21 protein-coding genes are annotated in these 15,400 nt (G+C 43.6%); 6 read left to right on the forward strand and 15 right to left on the reverse strand.

Translation table 11 applies throughout. The features are described 5' to 3' along the window. Positions 1-2: 2 nt before the first annotated feature. The 3 genes from H9I36_RS07495 to H9I36_RS07505 are packed head-to-tail and all read right to left on the reverse strand — an operon-like array spanning position 3 to position 883. Positions 3-350 (reverse strand): hypothetical protein, encoded by a 348-nt coding sequence (locus tag H9I36_RS07495; RefSeq protein ID WP_187384755.1) that lies wholly within the window; start codon positions 348-350, stop codon positions 3-5. Positions 351-365: 15 nt separating this feature from the next. After that, positions 366-713 (reverse strand): VRR-NUC domain-containing protein, encoded by a 348-nt coding sequence (locus H9I36_RS07500; protein WP_187384756.1) that lies wholly within the window; start codon positions 711-713, stop codon positions 366-368. Then, complete coding sequence (locus tag H9I36_RS07505) at positions 710-883, reverse strand: hypothetical protein (RefSeq protein ID WP_187384757.1); 174 nt, start codon at positions 881-883, stop codon at positions 710-712. The genes H9I36_RS07500 and H9I36_RS07505 overlap by 4 nt, the downstream gene beginning before the upstream one ends. 228 nt (positions 884-1,111) lie before the next feature. Between H9I36_RS07505 and H9I36_RS07510 the strand changes: the two genes are divergently transcribed. Continuing rightward, positions 1,112-1,381 carry a helix-turn-helix domain-containing protein gene (locus H9I36_RS07510; protein ID WP_187384758.1) on the forward strand — a complete coding sequence of 90 codons (270 nt, stop codon included), beginning with the start codon at positions 1,112-1,114 and terminating at the stop codon, positions 1,379-1,381. A 2-nt stretch (positions 1,382-1,383) separates the two neighbouring features. Further along, positions 1,384-2,235 (forward strand): hypothetical protein, encoded by an 852-nt coding sequence (locus H9I36_RS07515; protein ID WP_187384759.1) that lies wholly within the window; start codon positions 1,384-1,386, stop codon positions 2,233-2,235. Positions 2,236-2,639: 404 nt separating this feature from the next. Here the strand turns inward: H9I36_RS07515 and H9I36_RS07520 are convergent, their stop codons facing one another. Then, positions 2,640-2,882, reverse strand: coding sequence for a helix-turn-helix domain-containing protein (locus H9I36_RS07520; RefSeq protein WP_187384760.1), 243 nt, complete (start codon positions 2,880-2,882; stop codon positions 2,640-2,642). 257 nt (positions 2,883-3,139) lie between these two features. On the opposite strand from H9I36_RS07520, the gene H9I36_RS07525 reads away from it, so the two are divergent. Next, positions 3,140-3,802, forward strand: coding sequence for an XRE family transcriptional regulator (locus H9I36_RS07525; RefSeq protein WP_187384761.1), 663 nt, complete (start codon positions 3,140-3,142; stop codon positions 3,800-3,802). A 52-nt stretch (positions 3,803-3,854) separates the two neighbouring features. On the opposite strand, the gene H9I36_RS07530 is transcribed toward H9I36_RS07525, so the two are convergent. Further along, positions 3,855-4,325: a hypothetical protein gene (locus tag H9I36_RS07530; protein WP_187384762.1), complete on the reverse strand. Its 471-nt coding sequence runs from the start codon at positions 4,323-4,325 to the stop codon at positions 3,855-3,857. Further along, complete coding sequence (locus tag H9I36_RS07535; protein ID WP_187384763.1) at positions 4,315-5,466, reverse strand: AAA family ATPase; 1,152 nt, start codon at positions 5,464-5,466, stop codon at positions 4,315-4,317. The genes H9I36_RS07530 and H9I36_RS07535 overlap by 11 nt, the downstream gene beginning before the upstream one ends. 237 nt (positions 5,467-5,703) lie before the next feature. Here H9I36_RS07535 and H9I36_RS07540 point away from each other — a divergent pair, with 237 nt between their 5' ends. Further along, positions 5,704-5,892, forward strand: coding sequence for a hypothetical protein (locus H9I36_RS07540; protein ID WP_187384764.1), 189 nt, complete (start codon positions 5,704-5,706; stop codon positions 5,890-5,892). A gap of 437 nt (positions 5,893-6,329) precedes the next feature. Continuing rightward, positions 6,330-6,503, forward strand: coding sequence for a hypothetical protein (locus H9I36_RS07545; protein ID WP_187384765.1), 174 nt, complete (start codon positions 6,330-6,332; stop codon positions 6,501-6,503). Here H9I36_RS07545 and H9I36_RS07550 read toward each other — a convergent pair. Beyond that, on the reverse strand, positions 6,500-6,703 hold the full coding sequence (locus H9I36_RS07550) for a hypothetical protein (RefSeq protein WP_187384766.1): 204 nt from the start codon (positions 6,701-6,703) through the stop codon (positions 6,500-6,502). The genes H9I36_RS07545 and H9I36_RS07550 overlap by 4 nt on opposite strands. Positions 6,704-7,606: 903 nt before the next feature. Between H9I36_RS07550 and H9I36_RS07555 the strand changes: the two genes are divergently transcribed. Next, on the forward strand, positions 7,607-7,942 hold the full coding sequence (locus H9I36_RS07555; RefSeq protein WP_187384767.1) for a hypothetical protein: 336 nt from the start codon (positions 7,607-7,609) through the stop codon (positions 7,940-7,942). Here H9I36_RS07555 and H9I36_RS07560 read toward each other — a convergent pair. The 8 genes from H9I36_RS07560 to H9I36_RS07595 form a co-directional block, all read right to left on the reverse strand. Beyond that, the gene (locus H9I36_RS07560) at positions 7,939-8,388 is read right to left on the reverse strand and encodes a hypothetical protein (protein ID WP_187384768.1); all 450 of its coding nucleotides are present in this window, start codon (positions 8,386-8,388) and stop codon (positions 7,939-7,941) included. The genes H9I36_RS07555 and H9I36_RS07560 overlap by 4 nt on opposite strands. Positions 8,389-8,506: 118 nt before the next feature. Further along, positions 8,507-8,902, reverse strand: a complete 396-nt coding sequence (locus H9I36_RS07565; protein WP_255422702.1) for an NlpC/P60 family protein — start codon at positions 8,900-8,902, stop codon at positions 8,507-8,509. 347 nt (positions 8,903-9,249) lie between these two features. Beyond that, positions 9,250-10,356 carry a tyrosine-protein phosphatase gene (locus H9I36_RS07570; RefSeq protein ID WP_187384770.1) on the reverse strand — a complete coding sequence of 369 codons (1,107 nt, stop codon included), beginning with the start codon at positions 10,354-10,356 and terminating at the stop codon, positions 9,250-9,252. 101 nt (positions 10,357-10,457) lie between these two features. Continuing rightward, on the reverse strand, positions 10,458-11,435 hold the full coding sequence (locus H9I36_RS07575; protein WP_187384771.1) for a LacI family DNA-binding transcriptional regulator: 978 nt from the start codon (positions 11,433-11,435) through the stop codon (positions 10,458-10,460). Between the two features lie 15 nt (positions 11,436-11,450). Further along, positions 11,451-12,296: an MBL fold metallo-hydrolase gene (locus H9I36_RS07580; RefSeq protein ID WP_187384772.1), complete on the reverse strand. Its 846-nt coding sequence runs from the start codon at positions 12,294-12,296 to the stop codon at positions 11,451-11,453. A gap of 7 nt (positions 12,297-12,303) precedes the next feature. Then, positions 12,304-13,149, reverse strand: coding sequence for a carbohydrate ABC transporter permease (locus H9I36_RS07585; protein WP_016521702.1), 846 nt, complete (start codon positions 13,147-13,149; stop codon positions 12,304-12,306). Between the two features lie 3 nt (positions 13,150-13,152). Next, entirely contained in the window at positions 13,153-13,893 is a 741-nt protein-coding gene (locus tag H9I36_RS07590) for a carbohydrate ABC transporter permease (protein WP_255422703.1), read from the reverse strand. Between the two features lie 228 nt (positions 13,894-14,121). Beyond that, complete coding sequence (locus H9I36_RS07595; protein WP_187384773.1) at positions 14,122-15,399, reverse strand: sugar ABC transporter substrate-binding protein; 1,278 nt, start codon at positions 15,397-15,399, stop codon at positions 14,122-14,124. Position 15,400: the final 1 nt, after the last annotated feature.

Here is a 15,400-nt window from a genome sequence, read left to right on the forward strand (position 1 = left end):
TTTTATTGTCCCCCTGCGGCTTCCGCCATTCTGTAGATAGTCGGCTTATCCATGCCGAGCTCCTGCTGATTGTAGTTGTCTTCGTAGGCAACCACTTCGTTGTCTTCCGTGCCGATAAACATCATGCCGTCCGACGATTTGACAGGCGCGAGCTTGCTCGTTACGTCGATCTTCGTCGCCGCCGTCTGTCGTGTCTTGTCGGGCTTTATCTGTATCTTGATACAGATTTCCCGCGTTGCATCCGGCTTGACGTTGTCGTCGGCGATGTTCTTTAACACCTTGCCGAATTCTTCGTCGAACATATCAATCACGACACCGTGCTGTAAGTTCGACAATTTCACCTTTTCCATTTCCATATGCACCCCCTATATACACTTGTTAATTTTTAATAATTCCATCGCTTCCGCGCCGCTTGTTACCACAAACGCAACGCCGCCCTTGCCGTTTATGTCCGCAATCCGCGCCGCCTGTGCGTCCGACAACCTGCCGCCGACAGGGCGTTTGCACTCGATGCCCACGTGCCGGCCGTAATTGTCGTAGCCCTCGTAGTCGAGCGTTCCCTTTTTGGCGGTTCTAACAAACCGCTTCGTGCGCCCCTCGCCGACAGCAAAGCAGCCCACGTTTACCCGCTGGATTTCCAAGCCGGTGATGTCGATCACCTCTTTTACCTCGCGGATAACCTCGCTCTCCGGCACATCGCGCAACGCGTTCATCCGACAAGCTCCGCCGCTTCGTCGAGCGAGAGCGAGCGCAGGCGCCTTTGAAATCCTTTCGCCGCGTTGCGGTGAAAGCGTTCCATATTCTCATCGCCGCATTTTTTTGCCGCTTCCGCTTTCGCCGTCTCGTCGGCGATCGTTGCAACAAGCCGTTCGTATCGTGTCATCTCCGAACCCCCAAAAATAAAAGCCGGACTGTGGGACATTTCACAATCCGGCTCATATTCCTTTCGGAACCATCACCAAAGCGATGGGAAAAAATGTCCCGTTTTCTCATCGCTCTATTTTTATCACATCAAAATGATGTACTATTTATTTAATTTATACATCATAAATCTGTAATTGTCAAGTAAAAAATACACCTTTTTGATGTATTTTTCACCGATAATATGAGTATGGACGCGGTTAGTTTTTGGAACCGAGTAAAACAACTCATAAAATCGAATAACACAACACAACGCGGGCTGTCCGAAACAATCGGGCTAAGCGCAAGAACGCTGGAAATTAAAATCGGCAGAAAAAGCGCTCCCGATGTTTTCGAAGCCTACAAAATCGCCCAAGCGCTCGGCGTATCTGTCGAATACCTTGTTACAGGCTCCGACACAAACCCCGCTGAACGGGAATTAAAAGAACTCAAAGAAAGATTAAAAAACCTCGTGGAGTAACTATGCGCATTTGTGAAGTAGAACCCGGATCGGAATACAGCGAACTTGCCCGCATCGTCTCCGAGGTAGCTCCAAGAAATCCCGTAGCCATAGAAGAACTTTCTTTTACCGACATGATGTATCTCGGTGCCGTGCTTCGCGCCGGAGGAGGTACAGGTTTCTTTTGCATTACCCCGTATGATAACTGGAGCTGTCCGCTTACATATTGCCATGAAGTCGACATGGAAATATTACGATACTTGCATTCACAAAATGTTCTAACAGTCTCAACTTCTAGCGACGTTCGCTCTATAAAAAGCGTTAATACGGAAAAAGAAGATTTTTCGTATTACATGAACCTTGTCGTTTACGATATAAATGTTGACCCCGGTGAAAACAAATACTTTAATGATGTTATCACCCAAATGCTGGATCCGTCCTTTTCAAAAGCTCCCACGTCCGAAGTTTTGAAACTATGGCAGGATATAGCATACACCGAATGTATGCAGCTGTTTGACTTTCGAATGAAAAACTTTCACTTACCGCATACAGTCGGAAAAGAAATAAAAGCTTTTTTTAATTCGATTATTCCCGATTTTTCCCTTGCAACTATTTACACCTTTATATATCAAGCTACAAAAGCAGCCGCCGCATATTTTCAAGAAGGAAATGTGTCGAAATGGCAGGCGGCGAATTCCGCTTTATCGCGTATGCGGACAATCGCCGAGCGAGTGTATAACGGAACGTATAATCGTTGGGAATACGACCGCCCGAAAGAATGCCCGCAATTCGTTTTAAGCGATTACTTTTTCAATTCGGTGTTACAGTTGCGAGATCGCTATTGGCGCACGACGCCACACAATCCGCTTCCGTAACCGTTTTCCCTTTCAAATACTCCCAGTGTTTTGTATGCGGTCTAAGGTCGAAATCGACTAAAACCGTATCATCAAAATCCCGTTTGTATCGGATTATCTCCACGTCCCATTTTTTCACAAACTTTCGCAAATCGGTAAAGAACGCTTCAAAACGTGCTTCGTTTTTGGCGTCCTCTTGTTTCCATAAATCTTTCATATAATGCCCCCTATGATAGATTTTTCAATCATTTTATTTTGGCACGTCGGGTGATTAGTCCGACGTGTCAGTAGACGAACCTACGATGTCAAAGAACTTGTATTCCGCATCGGCATTGCCTTAGCCGAACATATAAAAAATAGGCTTTAAGAACCTATACTCAATCCGTAAATCGTGCGGGGTTACTGTGGTATATACCCCGCACCCGTCACGCCCGTAATTCCGCCCTCCTTTGTTCCACAAGATTTAACAGGTACTCAAGCACCGTATCGTTTTGTTCGTTCGTCATATCCTCGCCGACCAAAGCCATAAGCTCGCGGCGGTTGAAAAATACGCGCTCCCCGATTTTGTGATACGGCACCGTATGCCGCCCGATCCATCCGTTCACCGCCGTTTCCGTTACCCCGAAAAGCTCCGCGACATCCGCCTTGCTTAAAATCTCTTTTTGCATACAAAGCCCACAAAAAAACCGCCAAGAGGTCTACTTCTTGACGGTCGCCGTTTCGGTACCAAAAGCGACTAAACAAGTAGACCTGTTGTTTAGTAGCTCTTTTTAATTGGTAAAATTACCAATCTTTAAGCCGATTATACGTTTATTTACTTATTATGTCAAGTTGAATATGTTATTTTTTCTCATTTTTATATTATTTTTATGCAATTTTACCTATTTTTTAAGTTATTGAGGTATAAATCCGATAAATATATTGTATGATTGACAATTTTTTTGAACGGGTAAAGAATTTATTAAAAGATAAAAACACAACGATAAAAGATTTTCTGGAGACAATCGAAGTAAATTATGATACCTACAACGGCTTGCGCCGGTATAATAATTTACCCCGTGCAGATGAGGCGATGAAAATTGCCGAAGCACTCGGCGTTTCGGTTGAATATCTCGTTACGGGCAACGAAGCGCATCGGATAAATGGGCTTGATAAAATCCCTATGAACGGGAGCAACGACATCGCCTTAATCGAAATGTATCGCGTGGAAGCCGCCGCAGGAACGGGACGCGAAGTTGCCGAATATTATGACGTTACGCAAATCCCCATACTCGATCGATTTATTTACCCCTACAAAGCGAGCCAAGTCAAAGGCGTCGTCGTCAAAGGCGACAGCATGAGCGGTATACAAATCTGCCATAATGATATAGTCTTATTTGTGCCGGAAGAACGCGAGGGAGACGGGGTATTCGTCATATCGATAAATAATAAAGTGCTGGTAAAACGCCTTGAATTCAACCCCGCCGAACACTGCGTGCGGGTTTTAAGCGAGAATGAAAAATATGCGCCGATCGTCATAAAAGAAACCGACGGTGACGTGCTGTCCGTAAACGGGCGGGTTATCGTGGTGCTGCATCGGGCGGTGTAACGCCGCGTGATGTAGTGATATTGACGTTTTAGTCGACGTCGGACAAAAAATATTATTTTTTTGAAATATAAAATTTATGATACAAGTCTAAAAAGACGATATAAAATACGTTAGGATGCAATCCGAATGCTTCAGCATCTTTTTTATCAATGACAAATCCGATTAATCGCTGATCGCCCTCCAATCTGAAACGAGCCCATTTTACTCCGGCGGGAACATGTTTCGGATGGAAAAACTCCGATTTCGAGGGAAAATTTTCATAAACAGCTAATACTTTACCGTCTGTATGCCCTATAGATTCCGCTTCCCAATGCGCCCTATTCTCGTTTGAATACCATCTAAGTTTTTCTATTATTTTAGAAAATTGTTCGCCCGACAAATCTGAAAATTTTTGTCCCTGCGTGTAATCTAAAAATTTGAAATTAAAAGACAACAGCCCTTTTATCGTTTTATAAGCGGTTTCTACACTGTCTTTCGGAAAATTTGCTAATTTATTTTTCTTTCTTAGATTATCATGCTTCAATTTTTGGGTATCCTCCCAATAAATGCCTTCGGTAAGGGGCGGATACCTTTCTGTCGTTTCTCAAAATATTCGTATCCGGTTCGTCAAGCCTATAACCGAAACTCTCTCCATTTTCTTTTTCAAATATATAAGCTCTATATTTCCCTAAAATATCAAGAATATCCGCATTCAAACTTGTAAAAATCATTTGTGCATTATTAGGATTTGATTTTGGATCCGTAAAAAGATTTATTAAATGCGGCAAAATATCGGGATGTAAATTAATATCGAATTCATCGAGAATTAACACCCCGCCTAACTTCAAATTTTGATAATAAAAAAGCAACTTAATATAAAGAACCTCTGTTCCTCTCGACTCCGAATCTATCCCTAGCCTATATTTAACTTGTTCGTTTTCATGAAAGAAAATCGGGAAATATATTCTATTGTTTTTCTCATCCTCTCGATACGAAATTGTAATATCTACGATCCCCGTGTCGAATTTTTGAATAAGATTTTTGGTGAAATTTAAAGCTTCTTTATCTTGAAAATACATTTGGGAAATTATAGGTACGTGTTTACTTATTTCATCATCTAAACCTCTGTATGTCACATTGATTATATTTTTATCAAAAAAATTATAAACAGTTTCTATTTCCTTTATTCCGTATTGATGAAGCGTACTGATAAAAGACGCATTGTTTCTGAAAATAATTTTATTTTCGTTATTATAGAGTTTATTTTCGACAATATCGTTATTATTGCGTTCAAACAGAATTTCCTCCGTTGTACTTTTAATTAAAACGAGAGTCTCTTTTTCAACATAATCCTCATACAAAATAGCTTCATAACGATATTCAACTTCGTTCGCATCCGTAAATTCAACATAGAATTCGGATGAATTACCATTATTAAAAAACGAATCGAATAAAATCGGTGAGTCGGTAGGATACGAAAAACTATTTTTAGCAAAATCCGTGATAAATGCAAAAACTTTTAAAGCATTTGTTTTGCCGGAAGCATTGGCCCCTTCATACCCCAGTACCAATGAATACTCTTTGCCTAAGGAAATTTCTTCAGGAACATATCCGCTTAATCGCAAATTTATATCCAGCCAATCCTTAAAGCACCAGCAGTTTTTCGCTCCGTATCCCAATAACATAAATTACCTCATTTACATTATCGTCAATAATAGCAGAGGCTTTAAACATTTGTCAATATTTGACAAATGTTTCAACAAGAATTTTTTTGCCTCTTGGTAAAAATAGTGATCATCAACTTTTTCAGATAAAACCGCCGATGAAATAACAAATGAAATAGCTCGCAAGGGCGTGAATTGAAACAGATTATTGACGTTTTATTCAATGAGAAATATCATTCGTGAATAGGGGTAAACATTATGACCGATTTTCTGTTTGCGACACCGAAGACAATCGACGGAGTTGCAAGTATTATCGACTTATTCGGTGTATATGATATGTATAATGATTCCGCGTCCGGAGAGGAAGCGGATAGACGCGCATTTACTGCCGATATGCAAGCACTACAAAGCGATATGGACGTAGCTATGAAAATCATTAATTTTTGAAAAATTAATAAAATATTTTACCAAAAAACAAATTCATTTTGTATACAGCAGTTTTTGTATACAAAAATGTAGACACAATGGCGTTTTGTAGCGTTTATTGGCGTGCAATGAAAAAGGACAATTCATTGTATTACATAACGTTACATATCTATACTAAACGGGCTTTTTGTCTTCAATTCCCCCCATCTCCAAAATGCATTTCGTAATTTTAATAAAATGGGAATTGAACCCCGCGAAGCGAGCGCCGAGCAGGGCGAGGAAGAGGGGGCACGGATGCCGCCGGAAGCGAGCGGAGACGGCTTGAAGAAGCATACAGGATGTATGCGACTGAAAGCGGTTCAATTCCCCCCATCTCCAAAACATCATATCCTCAATCGATATAATAAGGCTCCTTGAATTTTTCTAGTTTTACGCTAACGTTTGAAACGAGGTGCGCAATGATCGCTTTACTTATTCTTGCCGTGATAATCGGCGCCGTTTTAGGCTTTTACTACCTCGTCTGGCTTCTCGTCAAATTCGTTCATAGCCGTCTCGACGATAAACTCCCGTCCGTTGTCCTCGAAAAACTCGATTTACTCGTCGCGCTCGGACTATTGTTCCGAAAGAATTAGCGCTCAAGTAATTTATTAAACCGCTCGCGCGCCTTTCTGTTTTCCGCGCTTTCCTTTACGGGCAGCGCCCAAATACGTTTCAGCTTTGTCATCGTTTTATCTTTGCCGGGCTTTGAGCAACGGTAGTGCATAATTTTGTTTACGACGATGACGATACCGGAAAAGCCTACGATGCCTAAAAATATCTGTGTCCCCATCATAATCCCTCATGTATATAGTCATCTTTGTTTTCTGATTTTTGATAAAATTTCGCACTTGACAGATAATAAATAAGGCCGTATATTGTACTTGCTCGAATGCGTATAGCGATTATACGCCTCTTGGGGCGCCGGCCGCTCGAAAGGGCGGTTTTATTTATTACTTGACAAAAAACAAATACATCATATATTGTAATTGTCCGAATGCGTATAGCGATTATACGCCTCTTGGGGCAACCTCCGCTCGAAAGGGCGGTTTTTTATTTTAATGCTGCAAGAAAAGTCCCTCAATTACGCAGGGCTATTATTTTCTCAAGTATTGTTATAAAACCGCACGCCGACAATCCTCGAGGCGCTAAGCGGGTGTTTTAATCGTCGGCGCTCGGTATATCTGTTTCCATAATAGCTATTGTCTCTTCGATAGTTGAAAGCCTGATTGTTTTTCCGTTGTCAATGGCATATTGCGGATAGCCGACAGGGAGCGTGAATTGAAACACCGTAAACGGGCGGGTTATCGTGGTGCTGCATCGGGTGATGCAACGCCGCGTTTATTGTCGTTGTTTCCCATTGAATGGTGTAGCTATATTGACGTTTTATTCAACGGAAAGTATCATTGATAAACGGGGGTAAACATGGATAAACTAAAGGATTTATATTCATGGTTCGACGACAATCGTGATAACATAATCGAAGGACACAAAAATGAATTTGTCCTGCTTGCAAACGACAAAGTAATTGATTATTACCCCAATATTGTTTTTTATATCCGCTTTTATTTTCACCTCGTGTGATTCGCTTATCTCTACGGTACGTGATAGGGATATTATTAATAATTCTTCACATACTGCACAATTCACACTTATATCTCACGGTAATACAGTTTTTACGCTTCAACCGGCGGAGCGTATGACGCTGAAGCTGCCGAGTTTTCCGGCGGGAAAAATTATTTCCGACAAGCCGATTGTATTTAAAACATATGCGGAAAACGCCATTATTGAAGATATGCCCACGTATGAATTAAATGTAGTTAATACGTTCACACACCAAATAATGGTAAAAGTACAGAACGATAGATTTGCTTCGCCGCAATCGATAACAATTCCGCCGGCTGCAACGGGAGTTGTTCATACTCGACTTAATCCTAACGACATACGATTTGATTTTACTTGCGATGTCGGCGGTTATCGTTATGAGAATTATTTTGATAAAAGCGATAAAAAATATTACTTGAAGATTTATTAAACTTCTTCGATAATAATAACCTTACCGTCTCTTTTAATCGTAAAAGAAATATTTGTCGGTGTTACAACTGATAAAAGAGGTTGCTCAGTATAGATATTGACATTCTGTTCTTCCGTATGAGCCGCCAACGTAAGTGTTCCGCCGTATGTGTCGGTTAATAAATTATTCGCTTCTTTAAGCGTTATATTAGAATTTGAATTGTTTTTTATCGTAAATTTATAGACAGGCATATCGCCGAAATCTATTTTTAATGTATCGCCGTTTGAATAATTATAATATTTATTAGTTAAAACTCTCGGATTATTCAACAATTCAACAGCATCAGTCCATCTTGTTTGTATCGTAATACTGCTGTCTGCGGCATTAGATACACTGTAAGTAATTCCGTCAATCTTAAAATTGATCGGTGTTATCGAAGATTTATTCGTTACCGTCGCATTTTCCATTCTGTTCGGCTCGGTAATATTGCAAGCGCTTAAAAAAATCGATATAAAAACGGAAGTAATAAATATATTTCTTCTCATAACTATTGATACCTCTATTGAATACTATACCCTATTTTTTTCAATACGCCAACCGCATCTTTCCGTACGCTTTGATTCTGCCGTCATTTTTTTCATAATTCCGTGCGGTAACTCCGTTTATTTCGTAAACGCCGTCATTGTTATCATCTTTTTGCGTACTGTCGATAAAATAAACTTTTTCATTTTCTGTTTTATCAAAAATTGCAATATGGGTAACGCTCGGCGTACCGGCTTTGCCCATGAAAATCAAATCGCCCCGTCTGGGAAATTTCGTCGGCGTACTGTAGTTCGTATAAATGGCATTCACGGACGCATCGCCGAAAAGAAGACGATATTTCGTATCGACAAGGGCATATTTGTAACACATGACGACAAGACCGGAACAATCGATCCCCGCCGAACGCAGAGGCGATTGTCCGCCGAGTTCATATTGCATCCCTGTTTCTTTATACAGCTCCGCAAATTTAAATGCACGCGCGCATATTTCATCGGGGCATTCGATCTCCGTAAAGTTGTTTTCACGGTCATTGCATGATGCAAATAGTATTGTTAATAATAAAAAAAATGTAATACGCTGCATTGTTAAATTTTTATTCTACATTCTCCGCAGGGAGAATCGTATATCGATTTCCCGATCCTTTATCAACAGCAGATACGTTTGCACCGCATCTGCAAGCGGGTACGCTTTGACGCACCCGCTCATGCATATTTCGATCCGCACTGCGCCCGCCCCGCTCAAGCGTTTACGTCGCACGCATGAGGACGAGTCCTGCACGCACTTTCCTACTGCAGCGCCGCACGCACGGCGTCGATCTCTTCTCGCGTAAGGCCGACCTTTGTACGAAGATAATTTTCAACGACTTTTCCGACATTCCGATCGGTAACGCCCCGTCCGCCGTTGATCGATACGAGTGTACCGATGATAACGCCTCCGATCATATCGTACTGCTCCGTGCCTTTTTTGACGCCGAAATAATTTTCGAAGCTCGTCATATAATCGGCTTTGATTTCATCGAGCGTCGCGCCGCACAGCGCTTCGAGCAACGCGCACACATAGCCCGCACGGTCTTTTCCTTCATTGCAATGGACGACATAAGAAGCGCTTTTCTTTTCACCGATAAAGACGAGGGCGTCGTGCAGTTTTTTAATAAAATCTTCGTCGGTAAACGCAACGCCCATATTAAGGAAGACGACATTGCCTCTTTCCGCAAGCCCTTTGTAATACGGCGCTTCATCGATGTGTTTCCATGCGCTCTCGCGGCTGTCGGCAAGGTTTACCGCAGCTCTAATGCCGTTCGCCTGTATGAGCTTTTCGGCATAAGGGGCCCGCGCATCGCCGTAAACGGGATTGCACGATCGGTACAAGCGGCCGGACGCAATGCCGCCCGCTTTTACTTCGCGGAAATTGGCAAAGACTTCGTCTGATGCATAGTCGCTCCGATTTTCGCTTTTTTTAAGCTGGCGGATTTTATAGTCGGCAAGATATGCACCCTTCCCTTTCATCGCGACGGCGACGGGAGTGCCGGCTGCAGCTCCGCTCGTTTTGGCAAAATTGCCCATATTGATTGCAAAAGATACCGTTCCCTTGCTCAAACGGATGAGGTATTTTCCGTTATCGACGTCGCTGTAATTCGTACACACGGGAGCATCGAAGGCGAAAGTGCCCGCCTTTACCGACACGATGTCGCCCGGCTCGAAACCCGCTGCGGTAAATTCATCCTGCGTAATGTTAAGCGCGCAGTTTCCGTATTTGTCGACCGATGAAACCGTCGTTTCGACACCCGCACGCTTACTTTCGGCGGGAACGTTTTTTACCGTCGCGCAGCTTGCCGCAAAGAGCGAGGCGATGCAAAGCAGCGCATACGCCGTTACATGAATTCGTTTTTTCATCACTATGCCTCCGTATATCGATACGCTTTTATTATTTAATACGGTATCGAAAAATAGCGTATACGATTATATCACAAAAAGTCGCATTCGGGCGCAGAATATTAAAATGTCGATGCGCGACGGATCAATGTAACGGGAAAAACGGTTCGGGGAGGCACCGTTTCACCTTTCATTTTTTTAATAATAATTTCGACTGCACACCTGCACATATCTTCAATCGGTTGATGAACGGTTGTAAGCGGAGGATTTGTAAGACATGCGATATCGATATCGTCGAAGCCGATTATCTTCATATCTTTCGGAACCGATATATTTCTCGCCGTACACGCTTGAAGCAATTGAGCTGCAATGATATCGCTCGTCGCAAAGATTCCGTCAAATAAACTGTCGGCATCAAACATTTTGTTTATCGCTTTGTGATAATCAAAATCGTTAAACTGTTCTTCACTCGTAGCAATAACGACAGGCACGACTCCCGATTTTCGACAAGTATCTTCAAACGCTTTTGCCCGCCGATCGGCAGGCAGCTTTATGCGAGGAATGCCGCTGAAAATTGCGGGACGCTTGCAACCCTGCTCGAGCAGCAGTTCGGCGGCATAAACACCTCCTCGATAATTATCGCATAAAACGGCAGGGATCGAATCGGAAATCGAGCGCTCTATCGTAACGACGGGAAATTGATCGAGACGGCTTGCAATTTTACCGCTCCTCGTACACAGAATGATGCCCGACACTTTATTCGATTTCAACATGTCGATATAGTCGCTTTCTTTTTCGCTGTTTTGTTGCGAATTGCACACAAGTAATTTAAATCCGTTTGAAAACGCGTATTTTTCAAGATAATTGATACACGCTGAAAAAAACGGATGCAGCAATGACGGCACGATCGCGCCGATGAGTTTCGTCTGCTTTTGTACGAGTGCGCGCGCTATTTCATTCGGTCGATAATCGAGCTCGCTCATAACTCTATATACCTTTTCGCGAGTTTGCACGCTGATATAACCTCGATTATTGAGAACGCGCGATACTGTCGTCACCGTTATGCCCGCTCTTTCCGCGACGTCTTTTATCGTAGCCAAAATGCGACTCCGCTCTTATACGGTGACGACCATACCGTCATGCGTTAAATACATATCGTCTTTTTCGGCAAGCGACGCGAATTCGTCCGGAGCTAAACCGCACATATGCGAAAAATGATTGAGATATATTTTTGTCGCCCCGTCGATAAGTCCGCATGAACGAAGCCGTTCGCAAACCGTCTTGTCTTCGGCCAGCCCCATATGTGCATCTCCGGGCAGCGTACCGCGCGCACAATCGAGACTGATCGCAGCAAATACTTTTCCATAGCGATTCAGTGCATCGAATGTCCTTTCAGGCGGAAGCCCCGTATCGTTACCGTAAAGAAAAGAATGTGTGCCGTCCGAAAGCGCGAATATACAACATTCTTCGCCTTTTATATGATCCGCTTCAAACGCGGTAAATTCGATGTCGCCGACGGAAAACGGAACTCCGTATGCTATCTTTGAAAAATGCAATTTGGAAGGGTCTGCGTGTTTTTCTTCGGAAAATTTTTTATTAATTTTTTCCCGAACGGCATCATTACACCATATCGAAATATAATTTTCGTCTCTTTTGATTTTCGGCAAAACGGTCGCACCGTCTTTGCACCTGAGCATGAGCGACATAAGATCGAGATGGTCGTCATGCGAATGCGTAAAGACGATCGTATCGACGGCGGAAAGATGCAAGCTGTTTTCCCAGCTTTGCATAAAAATATCGGGCGACAAATCGATGAGTATGTGTTCGTTTATGAGTGCGCAGCTGCGTGTTTTTCTGTTTTTACCGCCGAGTCGCCGCACCCTTTCGCAGGCAGCGCATTCGCAAAACGGCGCGGGAAATCCTTCCGCTGCGCCCGTTCCAAGATAGCGGATCCGAATCATAACGCAGCTACCCCTTGATACCGGTCATCGCAAGCGATTCGATAAACTGCTTTTGGAATATGATAAAGATAATGAGGACGGGCAGCGTCATGAGAGCTGCAAATGCGAATATCTGTCCCCAGAAAATATGGACGTCGGTAGAAAGTGCACGAAGTGCGAGCGGCAGCGTCCGATACGTTTCATCTCGCGTTACAAGTGTCGGCCAAAGCAGATCGCCCCACGATCGTACAAAACTCATAATCGCAACCGTCGCCATAATAGGTTTTGACAGCGGCAGCATTATTTTCCAGAAAATTCCGTTATAGGATTCTCCGTCGACGATCGCCGCATCGATGAGTTCCTGCGGCATACCTTTAAAATGATTGTAATACAAAAATATGTGCATCGGATAACCGGCCGTCGGGAGCGCAAGTCCGATATAGCTGTTAAGCAAATGCATTTTATTAACAATCATAAATCGATTGATGATGACGGATTCGGTCGGAATAATGGCAAGAGCTATGACAAGCGCCAGCAGAAAATTCTTTTCCTTAAACGAAAGCATTCCCAAAACATAGCCTGCCATCGCATTGATAATCGTTACAAGGGCGACATTCATAACGGCAACGACAACGGAGTTTTTGAAAAATGTAAAAAATCTTACTTTGCCGATGATCTCCGCATAATGCTCCCATGAAGGACGCAGCGTGGGAACGAACGCTTTGATCGTAGACATATCCGCCACAATCTGCATATCGTCTTTTACCGACGAAATGAACATATAAAAAACCGGCAAAATAAAAACCAGCGCAATGAGTATATATAAAATATAATATACGATTTCCGTTGTCGTTTTTTTTACGAGCGATCTCATAAATCACTTCTCCTTCGTCAAATGATTTTGAATGAGCGAAACGGCAAAAACGATCAAAAAGAATACCACGGCGATTGCGGAAGAGTATCCGACTTGATTGTTGATAAATCCCGCTCTGTAAAGAAGGTAGATAACCGATACCGTAGCATTTTTCGGTCCGCCGTTCGTGAGCACATACACTTGCGTAAAAAGTTTCAAAGACCCGATCGTTACCGATATAAGCACGTACACGAGCGTATTGCGCAGCATCGGAATCGTGATATAAAAAAATCTCTGCGGTACGGAACATCCGTCGAGATAGCTCGCTTCGTACAATTCATGCGGGATGTACTGCAATCCGCCGAGTATGATCACCATTTCAAGACCGAGCGTTTGCCATATATACATAAATGCAAGGCACGGCAGCGCCTGATTTCCGTTTTGCAGCCATGTCTGCGACGGAATGCCGAACAGACCTAAAAACGAATTTAAAAGACCGGCTTGGCCCGGAGAAAAGATATACGACCACACGACGGCGACAACGGTCATCGTTACGACTTGCGGACTGAAATATATGGCTCGAAACACTTTTACGCCGGTGAGCTGTTTATTTACAAAGACGGCAAGGATCGTCCCGAGCAAAATAACCGCGGGTACGACCATGAGCGCATATAAAGCGGTATTACGAAACGCAACCGCCGCCGTTTCATTCGTAAACAGGCGCAGATAATTTTGCAAGCCGACAAAATCGGTCGGCTTTCCCATCCGCGGCACAAGCATTTTATTTGTAAATGAATAAAAAACCGCAAGAATAAAAGGGAAAAAATAAAAAATAAAAATACACAAAAATGCGGGAATGCAGTACAGCCGCGCGGTACGAGCCTGGCTTTTTTGCAATCCGCTTAATTTTCCGGAATAAGATTTCATGCTTCTTCCTCCGTAAAAACGGCAAAACGGGGAAGGGATCTCTATCCGTTCCCCGCCGCAGTATGCTTATTTATCCCAGCCGTTTTCTTTGATGACGGCGTCGATTTCTTTTGCAGCTGCGGTAAGCGTTGTTTTCGCATCCGCCCCGTGAATGATATCTCCGGTCGCCGCCTGCATGGCGGTGTAAATGGTCATGTGCGCGGGTGTAAGCGGTCTGAGTACGGAAATACCCGCTTCAAGCTGTTCGCGGTACAAATATAAGCGCCCGCCTTTTTGCAAAGCTGCAACTTGATCCATAACCGATTTTCGAGACGGAATAGCCCCGTTGAAATCGGTAACGATTCGGATATTCGCCGGCTCAAGGCTCATCTGTAAAATCCGCCACACGTCATCCGCGATTCCGTTTTGCTTTGCAGCGGTCGTCATAGCCCATACGGTCGACCCCGAGCATGTGAATACGCCTTTTCCGAAATTCGGGGGAGGAATGATTATCGCATCGTCGCCGAGATTTTTTACGTGATCGGTATATTTCCAGTGACCGATGAGCGCAAGCGCGCTTTCTTTTTTTCCGTAAAACGCATCTTCGTAATCGCATCTGCCGTTGAGATATCCCTGTTTTAAAAGCCACGTAAGATAATCGTACGCCGCAACCGTATTCGGACCGTCAAGCACTCCTTTGGCATGAAGCGTTTTTCTGTCGATATAGTCGCCGCCGAAACTTGCAAGGATGGGCATATACGTAAAATACAGCGTCGACGGTTTATTTTGACGTATATAAATCGGATACGGAACTCCGCTCGCTTTGAGTTTTTTGAGCGCATCTTCAAATTCCGCTTTCGACCACGCTTCTTTATAGCTTACGGGAATACGTACGCCCGCCTTTTGGAGCATCGCTTTATTTGCCCACAGTCCCATACCCGCATCGAACTGAGCGGTCGAAATAAGTTTTCCCTGATACGTTGATTCGGCAACGACGGATGGGATCAAATCGCTTTTTAAAGACGCGGGCATATATTTATCGAGCGCTTCAATGAGTCCCGCTTCATAATATGCGGGCATCTGCAGGTAATCGACGATAATCATATCCGGAGCATCTCCCACAACGGGAGCCACTTGCAGTTTTCCGTCAAGTTCGTCTTTCGGATAATATTCGTCGCGAATCGTAATGCCCGAAGCGGTTCTGATGGTATCGAAAAGTTTTCGATACACGCCGTCTTCGGCGCCGCTGGACACCCATACTTTGACAAAATCCTGTTTGCGTTGAACGCCTTCCGTTTGTCCCAATGCCGAGGCGGCAGATACGATCACACTGCCGGCAAGCAAAGCCGCTAACCATCTTTTCATA

Origin of the sequence: Treponema sp. Marseille-Q4130 (assembly GCF_014334325.1) — a bacterium.
In the GTDB taxonomy this organism is placed as follows: Bacteria; Spirochaetota; Spirochaetia; order Treponematales; family Treponemataceae; genus Treponema_D.